This is a genomic window from Gordonia sp. B8661-1 (genome assembly GCF_059427765.1).
Genome location: NZ_JCAHRL010000016.1, coordinates 1 through 20,665, shown reverse-complemented (window position 1 = coordinate 20,665; position 20,665 = coordinate 1). Strand labels below are relative to the sequence as shown.

General features: G+C 65.2%; 20 protein-coding genes and 1 pseudogene. 10 read left to right on the top strand and 11 right to left on the bottom strand.

Annotated features, from left to right (window positions below; genetic code table 11):
- Window positions 1-17 precede the first annotated feature (17 nt).
- Together resB and AC4JJG_RS20715 are read left to right on the top strand one after the other, a co-directional pair.
- Window positions 18-1,664, top strand: a complete 1,647-nt coding sequence (gene resB, locus AC4JJG_RS20720; protein ID WP_055476456.1) for a cytochrome c biogenesis protein ResB — start codon at window positions 18-20, stop codon at window positions 1,662-1,664.
- A 131-nt stretch (window positions 1,665-1,795) separates the two neighbouring features.
- Window positions 1,796-2,125 (top strand): DUF4229 domain-containing protein, encoded by a 330-nt coding sequence (locus AC4JJG_RS20715; protein WP_055476455.1) that lies wholly within the window; start codon window positions 1,796-1,798, stop codon window positions 2,123-2,125.
- A gap of 253 nt (window positions 2,126-2,378) precedes the next feature.
- Here AC4JJG_RS20715 and AC4JJG_RS20710 read toward each other — a convergent pair whose 3' ends face one another.
- Window positions 2,379-3,170: a M23 family metallopeptidase gene (locus AC4JJG_RS20710; RefSeq protein WP_239582609.1), complete on the bottom strand. Its 792-nt coding sequence runs from the start codon at window positions 3,168-3,170 to the stop codon at window positions 2,379-2,381.
- A 518-nt stretch (window positions 3,171-3,688) separates the two neighbouring features.
- Between AC4JJG_RS20710 and AC4JJG_RS20705 the strand changes: the two genes are divergently transcribed.
- Entirely contained in the window at window positions 3,689-4,711 is a 1,023-nt protein-coding gene (locus tag AC4JJG_RS20705; RefSeq protein ID WP_307814794.1) for an endonuclease/exonuclease/phosphatase family protein, read from the top strand.
- Between the two features lie 185 nt (window positions 4,712-4,896).
- Here the strand turns inward: AC4JJG_RS20705 and AC4JJG_RS20700 are convergent, their stop codons facing one another.
- Window positions 4,897-6,432 carry an acyl-CoA synthetase gene (locus AC4JJG_RS20700; RefSeq protein WP_058253280.1) on the bottom strand — a complete coding sequence of 512 codons (1,536 nt, stop codon included), beginning with the start codon at window positions 6,430-6,432 and terminating at the stop codon, window positions 4,897-4,899.
- A 115-nt stretch (window positions 6,433-6,547) separates the two neighbouring features.
- Window positions 6,548-7,186, bottom strand: a complete 639-nt coding sequence (locus AC4JJG_RS20695; protein WP_020171231.1) for a TetR/AcrR family transcriptional regulator — start codon at window positions 7,184-7,186, stop codon at window positions 6,548-6,550.
- 98 nt (window positions 7,187-7,284) lie between these two features.
- On the opposite strand from AC4JJG_RS20695, the gene AC4JJG_RS20690 reads away from it, so the two are divergent.
- From AC4JJG_RS20690 to AC4JJG_RS20665, 6 genes are read left to right on the top strand one after another with little or no spacing between them, the layout of a single operon-like run.
- A complete protein-coding gene (locus AC4JJG_RS20690; protein WP_035734503.1) occupies window positions 7,285-8,172 on the top strand; it encodes a CoA transferase in 888 nt (295 codons plus the stop codon).
- 23 nt (window positions 8,173-8,195) lie between these two features.
- Window positions 8,196-9,401, top strand: coding sequence for a thiolase family protein (locus AC4JJG_RS20685; RefSeq protein ID WP_020171229.1), 1,206 nt, complete (start codon window positions 8,196-8,198; stop codon window positions 9,399-9,401).
- A 52-nt stretch (window positions 9,402-9,453) separates the two neighbouring features.
- Window positions 9,454-11,127, top strand: coding sequence for a long-chain-fatty-acid--CoA ligase (locus AC4JJG_RS20680; RefSeq protein WP_006897082.1), 1,674 nt, complete (start codon window positions 9,454-9,456; stop codon window positions 11,125-11,127).
- Window positions 11,124-11,921 (top strand): enoyl-CoA hydratase/isomerase family protein, encoded by a 798-nt coding sequence (locus tag AC4JJG_RS20675; protein ID WP_008382197.1) that lies wholly within the window; start codon window positions 11,124-11,126, stop codon window positions 11,919-11,921. Before AC4JJG_RS20680 ends, AC4JJG_RS20675 begins: the two co-directional genes overlap by 4 nt.
- Before the next feature lie 23 nt (window positions 11,922-11,944).
- Window positions 11,945-13,108, top strand: a complete 1,164-nt coding sequence (locus tag AC4JJG_RS20670; protein ID WP_006897080.1) for an acyl-CoA dehydrogenase family protein — start codon at window positions 11,945-11,947, stop codon at window positions 13,106-13,108.
- Complete coding sequence (locus tag AC4JJG_RS20665) at window positions 13,105-13,590, top strand: MaoC/PaaZ C-terminal domain-containing protein (protein WP_006897079.1); 486 nt, start codon at window positions 13,105-13,107, stop codon at window positions 13,588-13,590. The genes AC4JJG_RS20670 and AC4JJG_RS20665 overlap by 4 nt, the downstream gene beginning before the upstream one ends.
- Before the next feature lie 174 nt (window positions 13,591-13,764).
- Here the strand turns inward: AC4JJG_RS20665 and AC4JJG_RS20660 are convergent.
- The 8 genes and pseudogenes from AC4JJG_RS20660 to AC4JJG_RS20625 all read right to left on the bottom strand — a co-directional run bounded on the left by AC4JJG_RS20660 (window position 13,765) and on the right by AC4JJG_RS20625 (window position 19,330).
- Window positions 13,765-15,230, bottom strand: a protein-coding gene (locus AC4JJG_RS20660) for an IS3 family transposase (protein WP_375295706.1) whose coding sequence is annotated in 2 segments (ribosomal slippage) — window positions 13,765-14,861 and window positions 14,861-15,230 — 1,467 coding nt in all. Because the reading frame shifts where the segments join, the coding sequence is not laid out codon by codon here.
- Window positions 15,231-15,434: 204 nt separating this feature from the next.
- Window positions 15,435-15,869, bottom strand: a complete 435-nt coding sequence (locus AC4JJG_RS20655) for an ATP-binding protein (RefSeq protein ID WP_020171227.1) — start codon at window positions 15,867-15,869, stop codon at window positions 15,435-15,437.
- A gap of 10 nt (window positions 15,870-15,879) precedes the next feature.
- Window positions 15,880-16,323 (bottom strand): STAS domain-containing protein, encoded by a 444-nt coding sequence (locus tag AC4JJG_RS20650; RefSeq protein WP_026920107.1) that lies wholly within the window; start codon window positions 16,321-16,323, stop codon window positions 15,880-15,882.
- 340 nt (window positions 16,324-16,663) lie between these two features.
- Window positions 16,664-16,981: pseudogene (locus tag AC4JJG_RS20645) on the bottom strand (transposase); the annotation flags it as partial.
- Window positions 16,982-17,024: 43 nt separating this feature from the next.
- A protein-coding gene (locus AC4JJG_RS20640; RefSeq protein WP_091344449.1) for an IS3 family transposase occupies window positions 17,025-18,277 on the bottom strand; the annotation gives its coding sequence in 2 pieces (ribosomal slippage) (window positions 17,025-17,938 and window positions 17,938-18,277; 1,254 coding nt in all).
- A 169-nt stretch (window positions 18,278-18,446) separates the two neighbouring features.
- Window positions 18,447-18,725, bottom strand: a complete 279-nt coding sequence (locus AC4JJG_RS20635; protein WP_026920106.1) for a hypothetical protein — start codon at window positions 18,723-18,725, stop codon at window positions 18,447-18,449.
- A gap of 42 nt (window positions 18,726-18,767) precedes the next feature.
- Window positions 18,768-19,058 carry a type II toxin-antitoxin system RelE family toxin gene (locus AC4JJG_RS20630; RefSeq protein ID WP_005203789.1) on the bottom strand — a complete coding sequence of 97 codons (291 nt, stop codon included), beginning with the start codon at window positions 19,056-19,058 and terminating at the stop codon, window positions 18,768-18,770.
- On the bottom strand, window positions 19,055-19,330 hold the full coding sequence (locus tag AC4JJG_RS20625) for a type II toxin-antitoxin system Phd/YefM family antitoxin (RefSeq protein ID WP_005203787.1): 276 nt from the start codon (window positions 19,328-19,330) through the stop codon (window positions 19,055-19,057). Before AC4JJG_RS20625 ends, AC4JJG_RS20630 begins: the two co-directional genes overlap by 4 nt.
- 735 nt (window positions 19,331-20,065) lie before the next feature.
- On the opposite strand from AC4JJG_RS20625, the gene AC4JJG_RS20620 reads away from it, so the two are divergent.
- Window positions 20,066-20,626, top strand: a complete 561-nt coding sequence (locus tag AC4JJG_RS20620; protein WP_495405826.1) for a hypothetical protein — start codon at window positions 20,066-20,068, stop codon at window positions 20,624-20,626.
- The last annotated feature ends 39 nt before the right edge of the window (window positions 20,627-20,665 follow it).

Below are 20,665 nucleotides of genomic sequence, written 5' to 3'. Positions count from 1 at the left end.
ACGTTACCCCCACCACGATGATGGGAACCGAAGCGCCGACGCCGCGCCGAGCGCACCCGGCGCTTGGCTCCCTGCGCAGACTGTGGCGATCGCTCACGTCGATGAAAACCGCACTCATGCTGCTGTTCCTGTTGGCCGCAGCCGCGATCCCGGGCGCCATGCTGCCACAACGACCGCTCAACGAGCAGAAAACAACCCAGTACATTGCCGACCGCGGCGCGCTCGGGGTGTGGATGGACAGACTGCAGCTGTTCGACGTCTTCGCCAGCACGTGGTTCACCGCGATCTACGTCCTGCTGTTCGTATCGCTTGTGGGCTGCCTCACCCCCCGAATTCTCGAGCATGCGCGCGCAGTGCGCGCTCAGCCGGTCCCCGCGCCACGCAACCTCATTCGTCTGCCGCGGCACGTCGAGGACACGGTGCACGGAGATCCTGACGAGGTTGCTGCCCTGATAAATACCAATCTGCGTGGCTGGCGCCGAGTCACCACCACGCGCCCGGCGACGGGTGCCCAACCCACCGAAGCCGTGGAGATCTCCGCGGAGAAGGGCTACCTCCGCGAGTGGGGCAACCTCCTGTTCCACTTCTCACTGCTCGCCCTGTTGATAGCGATCGCGGCCGACAAACTTTACGGGTACGAGGGCACCCGCAGTCTCATCGCCGATGGCACGCAAGGCCTCTGTAACACCTCGACGGCCGTCTATGACTCGTTTCGAGCAGGCAGCCTTGTCGACGGCACCGATCTCTCACCATTCTGTGTTCGTGTCGAGGGCTTCGATGCGAGGTTCCTGCCGAGCGGCCAGCCCGACATGTACGAAGCCGACGTCAGTTACACCGACGACGTACGACAGTCCGACCCCACTACCTGGAACGCTGCGCGTATTCGAGTGAACGAGCCTCTGCGAGTAGCCGGTGACCGCGTCTACGTCCTAGGCAATGGCTTCGCACCTACATTCACAGTGACCTTCCCGAACGGTGAGCAGCGCACTCAGACAGTACTTTTCATTCCCGACAACTTGCAGACGATGTTGTCCTCAGGCGCGGCCCGTTTTGATACTCCCGCGGGGCTTTACCCCGACGCGGATGAACGGCGCCGCCGACAGATCGCGATTGAGGGTCTGTTCGCGCCGACCGCGGCATTCCAAGGAACGCTTCTCACCTCGTCGTTTCCCGTGCCGAATGATCCGTATGTAGCGATCAGGATCTACCAGGGCGACACCGGACTGGATACCGGTCGTCCGCAGAACGCATACTCCTTGAACCAATCACTCATCGAGCAGGGCCGGCTCCAGCAGCGGGCCCAAGTCAATCTCGGCCCAGGAGAGACCCACACCATCGCCGACGGCACCGTAGTGCGCTTCGACGGGTACGAACGGTTTGTGTCCATGCAGGTGTCGCACGGGCCGGCACAGAACTGGGTCCTGCTGACCGCGACTGTGATGCTGGCTGGGCTACTTGTGTCCCTGCTTGTCCGGCGCCGACGAATCTGGGTGCGGTTGGTGCCCACCGAGATCGATGGCCAACGACGCACTGCTGTCACCATCGCCGGTTTGGCCCGCACCGATCAGGCTGGGTGGGGCGAAGACTTCAACGAGCAAGCGCGGCGATGGATGACCGAGCCAGCGTCAGCGAACCGCCGACTACGACGCACACGTCACGAATGAGACTCACATCAGCAGAGATTCATCCTGCGGGGATCGATGTCCCCCAGTTGAAGCACTCGACGAGAGGGCGTGCCACGTCACACATACATCCGATCGCATTCAACAAGCAGCACACGGAAGGCCTACCGAACATGAGCAGAAGCACTTCTGACCATGCCGCCCCCTCGCCCGCCCCTTCGGGCAAGTCACTCGTCGCGATTGCCCTGCTGTATAACGCCGCGCGGCTAGCACTCGCCGCTGCGCTGTGCGGATTGATCCTGTTGATTTCCTTCGTATTTGACGTGAAAATCCCGATTTTCGGAGCCGTCGTGCTCGCAGTAGTGCTCAGTAGTCCAGTCTCGATGCTCGTCCTCAAACCCCTACGAACTCGCATCAATCACCAGGCCGAAGCGATGGACGCCCACCATGCGAGCAAGAGGGGACTCGCGAAGAGCCGCTCGGTGAACCTGCCAGATAGTTAAACCACAACCCAGGCACGTACGCACCTCATCATGGGGTACGACCACCAACCAGCAAAGAGCGGCTGCCACTGTCCGCCGCGGCCTGTGACCACGATAGATTTGCACACCGTTGCGATCCGATCGATCGGGCGCATTTGCCAGAAGCTTGCCGTCGGTAAAGCTCAGTAAGACCACGAGACTGGCAACGTCGGCTTGGCTTACGCCCGCACACCTGCCACGAAATCTCCAGCAGCTTTGCACCGTTCACGCCGGTTCAGCCGACGACGTAGACGCCCCGGGTTCTCAGCCACTGTGCCGGATCAAGTTTGGGTCCGTCTTGCTGCCAGACCTCATAGTGCAGGTGTGGTCCAGTGGAGTAGCCGCGGTTTCCTACCGTTGCGATCTGCTCGCCGGCCCGGACTCGTTGTCCGACGCTCACCAACGCCTCGTTGATGTGCCCGTACACGCCGATCGTGCCGTCGTCTTGCAGCACGCGTACCCATAAACCGAAACCATCGGCCGGACCGGATTCGATGACCTGCCCATCGCTTGCGGACACCACCGGCGTGCCAATCGCGTTGGCGATGTCAAGGCCATAGTGCGTGGTACTCCAGCGTGCCCCGTAGCTCGAGGTCACGGTGCCGTAGGTAGGTGCCGCCGACCGCGGCCGTTGTGGCGCAGGGGGATCGGAAGGCCGCAGACGATCTGGCTGCACCAACTCTCGCACGGCCGCGGTCAGCTCATCGAGTGACGATGTCCGCGCCGGCGTGGTGTCTTGTCGATCGTCCACCGATCCGAGGGCTACAGGTGATGGCGTTGCCGCGGATCGGTCGTCGGCGGACACGCCAGCCTGGAAAACTGGGGTGACTGTTGGGCTGTGACGATCGGCGAGCGCAGTGGCCGCGGTCCCGCCGGCGACGCAAAGGACCACCGCAGCCGCGAGCGATCCACTGACCCCGGCTGCGGCTACGGACCTGAGTGGTGTTCCCGACGTCTTCTCCTCGTCGAGCACATCGAGAAAATCAGAGTGAACTGGCTCATTGTCATGGTGATCGAGAACGGACATCGCCCGCTCCCATGGCGCGGTAGGCGCTGCAACCCTTTGGTTCCTGCCGACGTCGACCGAGCGTGGTGTGCGCCACGGCCCATACGCGTCATGGTCGAAACGGGCCGCGTGCGGCCGTGCATGATGCGAGGGGGACGGGTGTGGGCGGGCGCCGCGAGGCGGGTTGGGAGGAGACGTCCTGGGCGCACTCACCGATGAAATCTGCGGCGAGCGCGTGAGGGCCGGGGCAGGTGAGGGGACTGCTCGGGTGAACCCGACCGCAGTCTCAGGGGGGTGGGGTATCCGATGTCGCCCCGACGCCCGCGCGATACCCGAATGCCGTGGCACCGAAGGCCCGCGGTCGAAAGCCGCCGACGCAGGGCGGCGGGACGCAGGTATACCAGCAGGAGGTGGGCTGGGGTCAGATTTGCGATGCCGTGCCAATGAAGGTCCCTCAGTTCAAGCGTCGTTCCGGATGAAACAGTTCGATATCGAACGGGCCACGGACAGATTACTACTACCGTGGTTAGTTTCTCCGAGTGGGCGTCAGAATCGTCATCCTGCGCCTCTATCAGCGTTCTGAGCCTGACGGCGATCGTGGCATGATCGACCGCATGCGTGGACTCCTACGAGCACTCGGCTGGGGTGCGGTCCTCGCCGCTGTCGTCGGGATTGCTGCTCACTACTCTGGCCTGGTCAGCAATACCGCGTCCCGGGTGGCGGCGTTCACGCCGGTGTTAATCGGCGTCGGTGTCCTCGGCCTGGTGCTGTTGCTCGTCGCGCGCGCCTGGATCTCCGCGGTGGCAGCTGTGCTCGTCGTTGCCGTGGGCGTCACGGCGCAGGCCCCGCTGTATTGGGGAGTGGACGAACTGGTCTCGGACTCGGACTTGACCGTTATGCAGGCAAACATCTTTCGCGGGCAGGCCGATCCGGATGAGATGGTGTCGCGGGTACGCAGCTCGCGAGTCGACGTCATGACGGTGGTCGAGCTGACGCCCGAGTCGGTGGGGGCCCTCGATCGCGCCGGGTTGCGCCACGCCTTGCCGTTCGCGTTTCTCCGTCCCCGCGAGGGTGGAGGTGGAGCCGGCATCTATGCTCGGTCCCCGCTGACTGACGGGCAACTCCTGCGCGGATTCGAACTGTCGAATCTTCATGCGCGACTTACGCTACCAAACCGCTCGCCCATCTCGGTCTATGCACTGCATCCGTTGCCGCCCTATCCGGAACCATCGTGGCGCTGGAATGCCGAGCTCCGCGAGCTACGCTCGATCCTGTCCGCCGACACAGATCCGCTGATCATCGGCGCCGATGCCAACTCGACCTACGATCACCGCTCCTTCCGGCAGCTGCTCTCCGGACCGCCGGATTCACCCCAGCTGACCGACGCCGCCGAGCATCTCGGATCCGGCGTCGTCGCGACCTACCCCGCCGGCCGACCCTACCCGCCCCTGCTCGCGCTCGATCGGGTACTCACCCGCAACGGCCCGACACCGACATCGTTCCGGCGGATCGATCTGCCGGGCTCCGACCACCACGGGGTGCTCGCGAGCATCCGGCTTTGAGATTGAATCGCGGTCTGGCCGAGGCCGCCCGACTGGTGACGAAACACGTTGATTCGCATCAAGATTCGCCGATAATCTACGTTATGACAAGTAGGCGACGCCGAGTATCCCGCGAACTCGACCTCTCCCAGAGCGGGCCAAATGGCAGGTGGCTTGGTAGAGGAGCCTAACGAGCTATCCGATTGTTAGCTGGTGGCGACTGTGCCTTCCGTGATTGCATCACGCAGCACGTGCTTGAGAATCTTCCCCGAGGGGTTACGGGGAATGGGCCGGGTGATGAGCTCGCGCGGAAGCTTGTAACCCGCAATGAACTGGGATCCGTACTCGCGGAGCAACTCCAAGGTGACCTCGCGGCCCTCGACCGGGGTGACGACGGCGATGAGGCTCTCCCCGAACATCTCGTCCGGCCGCCCGACGACCGCCACATCGGCCACGTCCGGGTGGCCGGCGAGGGCCTGTTCGACCTCCACCGAGTACACGTTGCGCCCGCCCGTGATGATCATGTCCTTCATCCGATCAACGATCGTGATAAACCCGTCGGCGTCCCGGACCGCCACGTCGCCGCTGTGCAGCCAGCCGTCGCGGAGCGCATCGGCGGTGGCCTCGGGCTTGTTCCAGTAGCCCTTCATGATGGTCTCGCCTCGGTAAATGATCTCCCCGGGCTCGCCGACCGCGGTGTCGTTGCCCTCGTCGTCGACGATCCGCGTCTCGGCGTTAGTGATGGACGCCCGTCCGGTGGCATCTGGGCGGGCGCGTACTTCGTCCGGAGTGAGGAAGATGCCGGTCGGGCCGCCTTCGGTTTGGCCGCACAGCTGGAAGAACTGCACGTGCGGCAGGGTGGCGAGCAAGCTGGTCGCCGCGCTCGGCGGCATTGGTGCGGCGCCGAAGAAGCCCAGCCGCCACGCGGACAGATCGCGCGTGCCGAGCTCGGGGTGCTGCAGCAGCATCTGGTACATGGTGGGCACGCCCAGGAACACGGTGATGCGGTGCTTCTCCAGCGCATCCAGGACCGCCTTGGGCTCGAACGCTGGCAGCACCACGTGAGTGGTGCCCAGGCTGAACCCTGACATAACGAACAGGACCAGCTCCGCGCAGTGGTACATCGGCGCGACGTGCAGATTCCGGTCGAAGATATTCATACCGAGTGCGGAAACCGAGTTCCCCACCCACAGCATGCGGTGATGGTCGAACAACGCTCCCTTGGGACGCCCGGTCGTGCCCGAGGTGTAGAGGATAATGCAGTCGTCGTCCTCGATGACCTCCACTTCCGGCGCGGTGGTCGGCATGGTGTCTGCGAGCCGCGCGATGCCCTGCGCGGCGGGCTCGTCCAGCACCAGACTTTGCGGCGCGGACGGCAGCGGATCGAGTTCGTCGAGGCCGGCCACCACCACCGCGAGCCCCTCGGAGTACAGCAGCACCGTCGCACCGGAGTCCTCGAGCAGGTAGCGAAGTTCGCGGGCCGGCACGCGAGGGTTGAGAGGCACGGCAATGGCCCCCAGTCGGAACGCTCCGTACAGGCCCAGGATGTACGCGTCGGAGTTCGGACTCAGCAGTGCCACCCTGTCGCCCTTGCCGACTCCGAGCGACGCCAACGCGTGCGCATACTGATTGATCCGGGCCGCGAGCTGCTCGTACGAGTAGGTGCTCTCGCCGAAGATCAGTGCGGTCTTGTCCGGGTGCCGGCGGGCATTGAGCGCGAGGGCGCCTCCGAGAGTGGCCATGGTGACTCCTGAGGTGTTGAAGACTCCGGGATCGGGTATGTGACCCCGGACACAGCAGAAACAGTAACCGCCAACGCGGTTCTTGTACAGACGTTCAGCGAAAGAGAAACTCGGGTCAGGTGGCTGACCCGTGGGAACGATCGACAGCTCCTCCCCCGGACACGCTCACGCCGAGCTCGGGCTTGCTGTGCCCCTCGGTGTGGGTGAAGGTCCCGAGGTGGGTCCAGACGGCATCCACCAGCGGCTGCAGGAACAGTCGGCCCATCTGGTTGATGATCACGTCGACCACCTGGACGGAGTCGGCGCGGCCCCGCGAGGCCGCGCCGGTCTCGCGCATCGCAACGACCTCCCGGTGGGTAAGTTCGGTGAGCCGCTCCAGCAGTTGCCCCCGCTGGCCGCCGGGTTCGAGTAGCGCCCGTCGGAGATAGTTGACCACCTCCGGGTTTCTGACCAGCATTTCCGCGACGGATTCATTCCGGACGCGAGCGATTTCTTCGCCGGCCCCGTCGGTCGGCGCCGAAGCAAGGGCCGACGCAAAACGCTCCACGACGATCTGCTCCACAGCCTCGCGCAGGCCGTCTTTGGACCCGTAGTGATGGACCACCAGCCCTACGGTAACCCCGGCGGCGGCCGCGACCGCACGCATCGGTGTGCGGTCCTCGCCGTTGGCCGCATAGAGCTCGAGAGCAGCGTTACGGATTCGCGCTTTGGCGGTGAGGTCCTGGTCGCCGGAGTGCTGGGCGGGGCGGTCCACGCGGTCTCCCTTCGGTTGACGAACGAGTCTACTGGGATGTGCCAGCCGTTAACGCTATACAGTGGATATGTTTACTGACTACTTGTATAGTCGCTGAAATGAGTCTTCGATCGCTCCGACCCCTAGCCGGCATACAGGTCGTCTCATTGGCTACCAACCTGCCCGGTCCGCTAGCCGTGGCAGGCCTACGCGACCTCGGCGCCGCGGTGATCAAAGTGGAGCCGCCGGTGGGTGACGCCTTGGCCGTGGCCGCGCCCTCCTGGTACTCAGAACTGACACAGGGGGTGGAGGTTCGTCGGGCCGACCTCAAGAGTCGTAGCGGACTGGAGGAGCTGACCACGCTGCTCGATACGGCGGACGTGTTGGTGACCGCCATGCGCCCGTCAGCGTTCTGCCGACTCGGCCTCGGCGATCTCAGCGACCGCTACCCGCGGTTGTGCCATGTGGAGATCGTGGGCTACGACGGCGCCGACGAGGAGGTCGCGGGCCACGACCTGACCTATCAGGCGAGATACGGCACCATCCGGCCGCCGCACCTGCCGCTGGTCCCGGTCGCCGACACCGTCGGTGGGGAGCGGGCCATCTCGGCCGCCCTGGCCCTGCTGCTGGCCCGGGGACAGCACGACTCCGGCGGACATCAACGCATCACTCTCGACGCGGCCGCGTACGACTCCGCGGCTGCCCTCCGGCACGGCCTGTTTGGCAATGGAGCACCACTGGGCGGGGCTCTGCCCTCCTACAACATCTATGCCACCGCCGACGGCCACATCGCCCTGGGGGCACTCGAACCGCACTTCGAGGCCCGCACCAGAGAAGTACTCGATTGCGACGGCACATCCGCCGCCTACACCCGCGCCTTCGCCGCGCACACCACGGCCCACTGGGAGGATCTGGCCGCGCGCCACGACATCCCGCTCACCGCCGTTCGCGATGCCCACCCGGCCACAGCGCAGACCACTCACGCGCCCACGGCGCCCACCACCTGACCACCTTGAGGAAGGACCCAGTCATGACCGACTCCCCCCAGCCCCGTAGTTCCCGAGCCACCCGCGAGGCCGTGATCGTCGATGCCGTCCGGACCCCGGTCGGCAAGCGCGGCGGGGCGCTGGCCGCCTGGCATCCCGCCGATCTGCTGGGGGCCACCCTCAGTGAACTGGTTCGCCGCAGTGATGTGGCGCCGGAGAAAATCGACGACGTGATCGCTGGCTGTGTGATGACGCACGACCAGCAGAGCTCCAACATCGCTCGCCATGCGGTGCTCTCCTCCGGCCTGCCCGATTCGGTGCCGGCCGTGACCGTGGACCGACAGTGCGGCTCGGGGCAGCAAGCTGTCGCATTTGCCGCCCACGGTGTGGAGGCGGGGTCCTACGACCTCGCCATCGCATGCGGCGTGGAGTCGATGTCACAGGTGGCGCTGCCATCCTCATTACAACCCGGCGCCCCGCTAGGCCCGCAATACTCCCCCCGCGAACTGGCCCGCTACGACGGCGGACTGCTGGCTCAAGGCCCGTCCAGTGAGCTGATGAACACCCGCTTCGACCTCAGCCGGGAGGAACTCGACGCCTTCAGCCGCCGGAGCCACGAGCGGGCGCTGGCTGCCACCCGCGACGGCCGCTTCGAGACCCAGCTGGTTCCGCTGCGCCGCGACCCGCTCGATGACTCCAGCGAGCCCGTGACCGCGGATGAGGGGATCCGGGCCGAGCTCGACCCAGAGAAGATGGCGTCCCTGCGGGCGGTGTTCGCCGAAGACGGCAAGACCACCGCAGCCAACTCCTCCCAGCTCAGCGACGGCGCCGCCGCACTACTCATCGCCGACCGCGAGTTCGCCGAGGCCCACGGGCTCACCCCCCGCGCCCGCTTCGTGGTCCACGCGGTCGCCGCGGCCGATCCGATCATCCAGTTCACCGCAATCCTCGAGTCCACCCGCAAGGCCCTGGACCGGTCGGGGCTCACGGTGGACGATATCGACCTGTTCGAGGTCAACGAAGCGTTCGCGGGAGTACCGCTGATGTTCCAAAAAGAGTTCGGCGTCCCCGACGACAAACTCAACGTCAACGGCGGCTCGGTGGCTGTCGGCCACCCCCTCGGATCCACCGGCGCCCGCATGATGACGGACCTGCTGACCGAGCTCGAACGCACCGGCAGCCGATACGGGCTACAGACCATCTGCGAAGCCCACGGCACCGCTAACACCACCATCATCGAACGCCTCTGACGAGCCCCCTCCGTCCCAGCCACCGTCCCAACCCCACTTCAGGAGCACCAACATGACGTCCCACCCCATCGTCACCGGTCTGCCGTCGACACACGGTGACAGTTACCAGCTCAACACCACCACCCTGCTGCGGCACTCCGCCCGGACCTACCCCGAGCAGGAGATCGTATTCCGCACCATCGACGGGGGCTGGGACCGCTACACCTACGCAGACATGTTCGAGCGGGTCGGGAAGTCAGCCCACGCGCTCACCGGGCTGGGGGCCGGCCCCGGAACGGTGGTGGGAATCCTGGATTGGAACTCCAAACGCCATATGGAGCTGTACTGGGCGATTCCCGGTATCGCATCGGTGATGCTGCAGATGAACCTGCGGCTCGCCCCGGTGGACCTGGCCTATGTCACCGACCACGCCGAAGCCTCGATCGTGCTGGTCGACGAGTCCCTGCTGCCCGTGGCCGAGGCGCTGGTCGAGCAGGGCGTCGGGGTGAAGACCTGGGTGGTCATGACGGACAAGCCACTCTCGGAGATCTCCACCACCCTGCCCGGGGTCGTCCACTGGGAAGACGCGCTGACGGCCGCGGAATCGACCTTCGACTGGCCGATGATCGACGAAACTTCGGCGTACAGCGCGTGCTACACCACCGGCACCACCGGCCGCCCCAAGGGCGTGTACTACTCCCATCGCGGGATCTACCTCCACACTCTTGCCGAGGCAGCGCAGTTGAAGATGGGCGACGACGACACCGTCATGGTCATCACCCCGATGTTCCACGGCCAGGGCTGGGGACTGCCGCAGTCGGCCATCTACTCGGCCGCCAAGGTCGTGCTGCCCGGACGGTATACGGCCGAGGACACCTCTGTGCTGGTTGACGCGATGATCTCCGAGTCCGTCACCGTAGCCAACGGTGCCCCCGCGATCTTCGAGCCGATGCTCGACTACATCCGCACACTCAAGACGCGCCCGGACTTCAGCCGCGCCCGTCTGCTGTCCGGGGCGACCGAACCGTCGCTCACGCTCATGCGCGGCTTCCATGACCTCACCGGCGCCGACATCATCCACGCCTACGGCGCCACGGAGACCACTCCGCTGGTCACCGTCAACGCAGGCCTGAAGCACACGCTGCGGGACGTGCTCAGTGAGAAGGAGAAGTGGGATCTCAAGCGGGCCCAGGGTCTGCTGGTCAACGGGATCGACATCAAGGTCGTCGGACCGGACGGAACCGAACTACCCCACGACGGTGTCTCCCAGGGCGAGGTGCTCATGCGCGGCCCGTGGATCATCGAGCGCTACCACAAGATGGAAGACAAAGGCGGCGCGTTCGCCGATGGGTGGTGGCGCAGCGGCGATGCCGGCACGATCCGCCCCGACGGCTACCTCAAGCTGACCGACCGCATCAAGGACGTGGTCAAAAGCGGCGGCGAATGGATCTCCTCGATCGACATGGAAAACGCGATCGTCGCCCACCCACAGGTCCGCGAAGCCGCCGTGGTGGGGATCGAGCATCCCAAGTGGCAAGAGCGCCCGGTTGCGATCGTCGTCCAAGAAGACGGTGCCGATCTTGACGTCGACGACATCCACGCCGTGTTGGAAGACAAGTTCGCCAAGTGGCAACTGCCCGACATCGTCATCTTCGCCGACGCGCTGCCGCGCACCAGCGTCGGCAAGTTGGACAAAAAGACGCTACGCACCGACCACGCCGATCTCTACCGGGGAGCCGAGGAATGAACAACCGGAGCGGACACGATGATGTGGTGCGCAGCGAACGACGCGGAGCCGTCGCGATCCTGCGCATCAACCGACCCGAGGCCCGGAATGCACTGAACGCCGCGGTGTTCGCAGCCTTGAACGGGCACCTAGCCGAGCTGCGGACCGATGACTCCGTGCGCGCCATAGTTTTGGCCGGCGCGAGCGGCGTGTTCTGCGCTGGAGCAGACATCACCGCGTTCGACGCCCTGCGGGCCGATCCGTTGATCGGGCAGCGGCGGGCCTCCGGGGGGACTCTATGGGCCGACCTGGAGAACTTCCCCAAACCGGTGATCGCAGCCGTCGAGGGCCTGGCCCTGGGGGGCGGGCTCGAACTCGTCCTGGCCTGCGACACCAGCATCGTCGGCCAGGGTGCCCGCCTTGGATTACCCGAGGTCAAGCTCGGCGTCATCCCCGGCGGCGGCGGCACCCAACGACTCATCCGGGCGCTCGGCAAACCTCGCGCCATGGCACTGCTGCTCAGCGGCGACCTGGTCACCGGGACCGAGGCCGCCACCCTCGGCCTGGTGGGAAAGGTGGTCGACGACGACGAGGTCGTCGAACAGGCGATCGCCCTGGCGCAGCGGATCTCGGCTAATTCCCCGCTGGCCGTGGCCCTGGCCAAAGACGCCGCCCTGGCCGCGCAGACCGGGTCGATAGCCGCAGGGCTCGAGCACGAAAAGCGCAACTTCGTCTATTCACTCGCCTCAGACGACAGCCACGAGGGCCAGGCCGCCTTCGTGGCCAAGCGTTCGCCGAACTTCACCGGCCGCTGACCCGGCCCGACAAGGACAAGATCATGACCACCACCCTGTTCCCCGACCACCGCCCCACCTGGCAAACCGAGTCCCACGAGTTGCTACGGGACCACGCCCGCGCCTTCTTCGCCAGAGAAGTCACCCCCCGCCAGGCGGACTGGGCCCGGCAGGGCCACGTCGACCGCGAACTCTGGAACAGAGCCGGAGCGGCAGGCCTACTGCTCACCGACATCGCCGAAAAGGACGGCGGCGGGGGAGGCGACTTCGGCCACGAGGCTGTAGTGGCCCAGGAACTGGCGTACGCGCACGACAGCGCGTTCGGCTTCACCGTGCACTCCACGATCGCCAGCCACTACATCAACGCCTACGGGACCGAGGAGCAAAAGCGCCGCTGGCTACCCGGGCTCGCCTCCGGCGAGAAAGTGGTGGCCGTCGCCATGACCGAGCCTGGTACCGGCTCAGACCTGCAGAACGTCAAGACCACAGCCATCCGCGACGGCGACCACTACGTGGTCAACGGCGCCAAGACCTTCATCTCCAACGGCACCCACTGCGACTTGGTTGTCATCGTGGCCAAGACCGATCCAGCGGCCGGCGGCAAGGGCATCTCCCTACTAGTCGCCGAGGTCGACAATAACGTCGCGGGCTTCTCCCGCGGCGCCGTCCTCGAGAAGATCGGCATGCACGGATGGGACACCCGCGAACTCTTCTTTGACGACATGCGGGTACCGGTGGAGAACATCCTTGGCGAGGAGGGCTCCGGCTTCGCCGAACTCATGACCCAGTTGCCGCGGGAGCGACTCATCATCGGAGTCGCCGGCGTGGCGGTGGCCGAGGCCGCGGTGATCGAGACCATCCGGTACGTCAAAGAGCGCGATGCGTTCGGCAAGAAACTCCTGGACTTCCAGAACACCCAGTTCGTACTAGCCGAGTGCAAGGCCGAAGTCTACGCCGGCAAGGCGCTGATCGACGACGGCATCCGCCGCCAGATCGAGGGCACCCTGGACGCCGCCGGCGCCTCCATGATCAAAATGTGGGCCACCGACATGCAGTGCCGCGTGGTGGACAAGTGCCTACAGCTGTTCGGTGGCTACGGCTACATGATGGAATACCCCATCGCCCAGATGTACGCCGCCTCCCGCGTGCAGCGGATCTACGGCGGCACCAACGAGATCATGAAGCTGCTCGTAGCCAGGTCACTGTGAACGCCGCGCCCCCGAGTCCGTCCGTCTACGCCGAAGACTTCACCCCGGGCCAGATCCTCGAACTGGGCGATCACACCGTCTCCAAGTCCGAACTGGTCGACTTCGCCACCCGCTGGGACGCCCAGTGGTTTCACATCGATGAGGAAGCCGCTGATCAGGGACACTTCCGCGGACTCATCGCCAGCGGGGTACACACCATCGCCATCGCTCAACGGCTGCTCACACAAACAATGCTCAACCAATGGGCAGTGATCGCCGGGCTCGGATTCGACCGGGTACGGTTCCCGGTGCCCGTCCGACCCGGCAACGTTCTCACCGGAACCGCCCAAATTGCCGAGATCACTCTCGACGGAACACGCGGGCGAGTGAAGATAGAAATGCGGCTGACCGATCAGGACGACCACACCGTCCTCTACGCCGAACTGACCATCGTCATGTGGCAAAGAGAGCAGGCCACGACACCGTCCGGAGGCTTCAACTGACACACGGCAGGACGTCACCAGAAAGAGCCACGGTCCCGCCCTACATCGACGAAGCGACCTTCATCTCGTATCCGCAAGTCAGCGTGGGACGTGACGACCCCACCTCACGACGGTGGCTCAAGGTAGTCAAACCCCCGTCCCGGAACTTGTCAAGGTGATTGAGTCCAACGGGTGTTACGCGGCGGCCTGACCCGCCGCAGGTTCGGTGCCGTCGATTGCGGCAGGCTGGTTGATCCAGGCCTCGGTGGGCAGGTCCAGGATCTTCGGCCCTCGGTCTGTGGTTCCGAATCGTTCGGGGTGGGCGCGACGAGCCTCCGCGAGGACGTCGGAGCGCTCGGCCGCCTTCTGGGCAGCGAGCCCGAAGTGGACGTCTGCGGGGGTGTGCAGACCGATTCCACTGTGCCGGTGGTCGTGGTTGTACCAGGTCACGAACGTTTCCATGAATTGTCGGGCATGGTGGATCGACCCGAAGCGGTCCGGGAACGCCGGACCGTACTTGAGGGTCTTGAACAGCGATTCGGAGTACGGGTTGTCGTTGGAGACCTTCGGCCGCGAATGCGACCGGGTCACCTCCAAGTCGGCGAGCAGAGCGGCGACGGGTTTGCTGGTCATCGACGTCCCACGGTCGGCATGCACCACACTCGGAATGCCATGCACGGCAAAGATTTCCGACATGAACTCCACGGCAAGCGCACCGGATTCACGGGTTTGGACGTGCGCACCGACGATGTAGCGAGAGTAGATGTCGACCATCACGTAGGCGTCGAAGTAGACGCCCTTGACCGGGCCGGGGAGCTTCGTGATGTCCCAGGTGTAGACCTGCCGAGGCGCGTCGGCCACCAGTTCCGGGCACACCCGTGCGGGATGTCTCGCCTGCCTGCGGCGGTCGGTGACCTGCGTGTTCTCCCGCAGGATCCGGTACATCGTCGACACCGAACACAGGTAGGTGCCTTCGTCGAGGAGCTGGGCGTAGACCTCGAGCGGAGCCTGGTCGACGAACCGGTCGCAGTCGAGCAGCGTGAGCACCGCCTGACGTTCGTCCGGTGTGAGCTTGTTCGCGGGCACCTGCGCCGCCGCTGGCGCCGGCCGCGCCGGTGCCAGCGACCGTGCCTTGATCCTGGCGGCGGTTGACCGGGTCACCGACGTCAAGGTCGTCGCCGTCCTTGTGGTGACGCCGGCATCGGTGAGGGCGTGGTGGGCGGTCATCAGCGCTTGTTGTGCGGCTCGTCGGTGTCCGCGCTCTCGGAGAGAGATTCCAAGAGCGCGTGTGCTTTTCCCATGATGTCTAGGGCCGCTTCGGTGGTCGCGAGGCGCTTGGTGGTGCGGTCGAGCTCTCGGCGCAGGCGGGCGATCTCGGCCTGCTCGGCGGTGAGCTTGCCGATCTTCGCGCCGGCTGGTGCGCCGTCGAGGACGCCGGCGTCGCGTTGCTTGCGCCATTCGCTGATCAGCGACGAGTACAGGCCCTCGCGGCGCAGGTAGGCGCCGCCCTCGTTGCTCGCGCAGGCCTGCTCGTATGCGGCCAGGTGTGCGAGCTTGTCCGCCGGGGTGAAGGCGCGGCGTCGGCGCGGGCCGTCGGAGCGTGGCTGCAAGGAGTCCATGCGGGCATTGTCCCCGGACACGGCCAGGCTGGAAATCGTCATCGAAGAGTTGATCCGTATCTCGCCCTGCAGGCGGGGTTGCTGTGAACCGTTGGACTCAACTCACCCTGACACGCAGGGTCCGAGCGCGTCCGCTAGCTAGCGATCGATTTCGCGACACTCACAGAACCAGTCGTTTCCGCAGGGCAGCAGTGTCCGAAAACTCGTGTCGCCTTGCCACCCACATCGAGCACCGGTAACCAGACGTTATGACGTCACGACAGGCATCGGTTGCCAGCACATGGTGACGGTGGTGCCGTCGGGTCCGGTGGTGAGTGCGTGGGTGTCGCTCAGCGCGGTGATGAGTGCTAGTCCGCGGCCGCGGAAGCGCTCTGAGGGGCTGGGGTCCCAGGTGCCGGTGTCGGTGACGGTGATTTCGAGGGCGCCGTTGGGTCGGTGTCGGCTGTGCACGGTGACCGTTCCGGGTTCGGCGGAGTTCTTGTAGGCGTGTTCGGTGGCGTTGGCGACTGCTTCGTAGACGGCCAGGATGATGTCGCCGCGGCGTTCGGTGTCGGCGTCGACAGTGGCAGTCACCCAGAGGGTGAACAGTTCGCGCAGTGTGTGGGCGGCTTCGGCGGTGGCCGCGACCGAGCGTTTGAAGTCACCGGTGGAGTCGCCATCGAGGTGCTGTGATGAGTCCACGCCGCCGTGTCTACCCAGTCGGGGTGCCGGTCATTCCGGTGGGGTCGGTCATGGCGGTGACGGCGTGGGCGAGGGAGGGGTAGAGGACGATCGTCTGGTCCAGGCCCATGAGTGTCAGGGGCCGCGACGTCGCGGGTGTGGCGGCGACGACTCCGAACAGTCCGGTCGGTGCGATGGCCTCGTGCGCGGCGACGAGTGCGGCCATGCCGGCCGAGGCCAGGAAGTCGGTGGTGGTCAGGTCGATGATCAGGCCGCGCGGTTGACCGGTCAACGCGTTCGTCACTGCTTCGGACAGTTGTGGTGCGGTGAGCACGTCGATGCTGCCTTGGACGGTCAGGATCACCAGTTCTTCGTGCTGGGCGGAGACGATGGTCAGCAACGCACGGCCGGCGTTGTCTCCGCTGTCGTCGACGACCACCGCGTCAGGGTTGACCACGGCGTCAGGGTTGACCACGGCGTCAGGGTTGTTTGGCTGCACTGGTGACTCTCGCTTCCATCGAAGGGGGCCACACAGTTGGTGAGTGGCCACGGTCCCGACCGACGACATGACGACGGCTGCCTGCTGCACCGGCCTACCCATCTTGTCATGGTCGCCTGCCCGACATCGATGCGGTCGGGCGAGGACGTCAGGCGCCGCGGCCCTTCATCGGGTCTGTGCTGGAAGACCTCCCCTGACGGTCACACGACACCGCGTTCGAGATTGCGCATTCGATTGCGCGATTCGCATTCGAGCTGGTGGATCGTCGATTCGTCAAATCAGATGTGGTTGGGGATGTCGGAAACTCTTGCACTGTGCTGTCCGGGGCATGGTCGGCGACCTCGGGCAATCGGCTGTCGGTGTATTCGAGGAGCCGGTCGAACTGCTCGTGCACCGCGGTGGCGGTGGGCTGGTCATACACGCTGTGCAGCATCGCTTTTACCGCCGGCCACATGGACTTGGGGCACACTGCCATGAGGTTGGCGGCGTAGTGGGTGCGGCAGCGCTGCCATACCGCGCCGGGCAGGTTCGCTGCGATCGCCTCGATGAGCCCGGCATGAGCATCGGAGGTCACCAAGCGCACCCCGCCCAGGTCGCGGGCCACCAGGTCGGCGAAGAAGGTGTTCCACGATGCCCTGGTCTGGGCCCTACCCCCGGATCTTGGACACGGTGGGTGATTACGCAGCGGTTGGCAGCGTAGCGGCCCGGCGGGCCTCGTAGGTGGACGGGGACAGGTAGCCGCACCAGGAGTGACGGCGGCGGGTGTTGTAGCGGACGAGCCAGCGGAAGACCTCGCGGCGGCAGGTGGCCTCGTCGGGCCGGCAGGCGGCGTCTTGGAGGACCTCGCGCTTGATGGTGGCGTTGAACGACTCGGCCAGAGCGTTGTCGGCCGAGGAGCCGACGGCTCCCATGGACTGGGTCACGCCGAGCTGCTTGCAGAGCTTGGCGTAGTCCTTGCTGGTGTAGACCGACCCGTGGTCGGAGTGGAAGATCGCGCCCTTGAGGCTGCCCCGGGTGGCGGCGGCTGCCTTGAGGGCGTCCTCGACGAGCTCGGTACGCATGTGGTCGGCGACCGCCCACCCGGCCAGCCGGCGTGAGTAGCAGTCGATCACGGTGGCCAGATACAGGTTCGTCCCGTCCCCGATCGGCAGGTAGGTGATGTCCCCGACATAGCGTTCGTTGACCGCCTTCGCGGTGAAGTCCCGCTTGAGCAGGTCGGGGACCTTCTGCCCCGACGGCTCGGGGATCGTGGTCCGCACCCTCCGCTTCTTCACGTAGCCACGGATTCCCTCGGCCCGCATTACCCGCGCGACGCGCTTGTGGTTCACGCGCTCGCCGGCAGGGGCGCCGTCGTTGAGCTCGGCAGTGATCCGGGGCGCGCCGCAGGTCTTGTCCTGCTGGTGTGCGGACCTGATCCGTTCAGCCAGCGCCGCGTCCGCGACCGCCCTGGCCTCACGCCCGGGAGCGGCCTTGACCCACGCGTAGTAGGAAGAGCGCTCGATCTCGACGAGCTCACACAGTCGCTTCACCTCGAAGGTGGTGGAGTTGTCGGCAACGAACTGGAAGCGACTCACCAGTTCGTCTCCCCGGCGAAATACTTGGCCGCCCGCTGGAGGATCTCGCGCTCGGTGGAGAGCTTGGTGGTCTCGACCTCGAGCTCACGCACCCGCGCCCGGAGCCGGGCCAGCTCCTGCTCGGGCGTCTCCGGTCCGTCCGGCGGCGGTGGCCCGCCCGGACTCGCGAGACGCGGGATCGTGGTGCCGTCGGGTGCGGTCTTCTTGCCCGTGCCGTACTGGCCCACCCAGTGCTTCAGGGTGCCCCGCGCGACCCCCAAATCGGTGGCGATGCCCTTCAGCGTCGCGCCCGGGGTGGACTCGTACAAGTCGACGGCCTGACGACGGAACTCTTCGGAGTAGTTCTTCCTGGCCATGGTTCTCCGATCATCTCGCTTCCCCAGCACCAAGTGCTGGATTCAGCGTGTCCAAGAACCGGGGTCAGGCCCCTCTCACTGGTGGCCACCTGCATGCCCAACACCTCGCGGTCGATGGCTTGCGGATGGAGGGCTTCGCACTAATTGTGCCGGTGGCCTCTGACAGGTGTCAGTGGTCGATGTAGAGGCGTGCTGCATGCTGCTTGGCAGTGTCGCGGCGTCCTTCAGCGGCGCGGAGCGCATCGCGGAGAGATGCCAGTGCTTCGGTGATGCCGGCGATGGCTTCGGCGGGAGTGGTGGGAGCCCCAAGGGTGTCGGTGGCGAGGTCGTCGCGTTGGGCGAGGTCGCGGTAGCTGCGCTCGATGTCGAGGACCTGGCGTTGCAGGGCGTTGATGGGGTCGTAGAGCGCGTCGATGGCGTGGTCGAGTGTCCGGCCGGAGTCGTTCACGATGCTCCTCATGGTGTCAGGGACGTGTTGTGGCGCTGTGGGTTAGGTGCGGTAGGCGTGGGCTCGGTGGTCGATCTTGACGATGACGATGGTGTGGTTGGGATCGTCGATGCGCAGCAGGATGCGGTAGTCGCCGCGGCGTGCGCTGTGAAGGCCTTCGAGGTCGTCGCGTAGCGGTTTGCTGAGGCGGTGCGGGTTGCCGGCGAGGGGCCCGGAGATGAACTCGATGACAGCGTGGACGATCCGGGATGGAAGGCGTTGCAGATCGCGGCGTGCGGGGGATGCGACCTCGACGCGGTACTCATCGGCCGAGTCCGTGGGGTTGTCGCTCACTGGGGCGGCATGCCGTGTTCGGCGCGCAGGTCCTCGAGGGAGACGGTTTGACCGGCGGCGTACTCGACGTCGGCGGCCGCGACAGCTTCGCGGATGCCGGCACGTGAGAGCCAGTAGATCGTTTCGTGCAGCGATTCGAGGTCGTCAGCCGACATGAGCACCGCGGCGGGTTTGCCGTGTTTGGTGATCGTGATGATGTCGTGCGTGCTCTCGGCGCTGTCGATGAGCGCGGAGAGCTTGTCCTTGGCTTCGCCGAGAGGCACCGTCGTCATGCCTCCAGCCTAGCCGATAAACTGGCCAGAAACTAGCCATACTGTTAGCCGATAATTTAGATTATGTAAAGTTACGCTTTACATACACTGTACATGGTTTCTTGACACCTCTCCTGATGACAGTCAGCATGAGACGGTGACACCCCACATGGGAGCTTCCCTCGCCGGCATCGTCGACGAGTTCAAACATCGACGCGGTCTGTCGGAAACCGCGGTAGCCGGACGGCTCGGTATGAGTCGGATGAACCTGAATCTGTGGCGGCGCGAAGGACTTCGCGCTCTGCCCACACGCGATCGACTCGAGACGGTCGCGGAGGTGACTGACACTCCGTACCGGGTGGTGCTCGAGACCGCGCTCGCCGAATGCGGCTACCTTGACACTCCCCCGCCGGGGGACACCGTGTCGCTGGACGGGGTGGTCGCGGTGTCACGGATCCTAGCGGGAGTGGTCGGGCGCGGGTTGAGCCCGAGCGAGTCTTCGCGGCTGAGGGCGGCTTGGGTTTCAGCGTCTCCGCGCACCCTCGTCTCGGTCGCTACGCTGCTCCAGGAGCAATGCGCTGATGGGTGAGGTGGCCCAGTTTGCGGAGAAAACTCACTCCACGACAACGAGAACTGCTCAACGTGCGGCGTTAATTGCAGATGGCAAGAATTGAACACCCCGCTGTGTTCGGACCGTCCCCCGAGCACCCCTACGCTCTCGGCAACCTCTGAGTCCATCAACCGCAGGAGAACAAGGTGAACGGGTTTGCATTCGCAGCTGCGCTGGTCAGCTCGTTGATATGGCCGGCGACCGTTCTCTTGCTCGCCCTCTGCTGGCGTGAGCCGCTCACCAAGCTCTTCAATCGGATCGCTCGGCAAGCCAAGAACGTCACCGGACTTGGGTTCAGCGTAGAACTCGAGACCCAGATCGCACACCTCGTCTCGACAGGTCTTGCTCTGGCCCCGGACGGATCTGTTGACCGCGAGCATAAAGAGAACGTGCGGTATCCAGTGTTGCTGAGCGCTGATCCTGTTGCCACAATCATCGATTCATATGAGCGCGTGCGGTACTGCGCCATCGACAAACTCACGAAGCTTCATGGTCAGAGCAGCTTAGGTAGCAACACTAATATCCTAACACTCGCTGACACAATGCACTGGTACGGACAGACCCAAGGGCACGTCGACGAGACGTTGGGAAAGGTAACCGCTGAGTTGGAGAGCATCTACAACACAGTCGTACAGATCGACCAGCCTCTCAACGCGTTCTCTCCGAAGGAACGCGTCTACGCAAGGGACTGGTGCACGGTTAGGTGACATCTGATCTGGCTTGCCCCGGGAGGGCGGCCTGGAAGG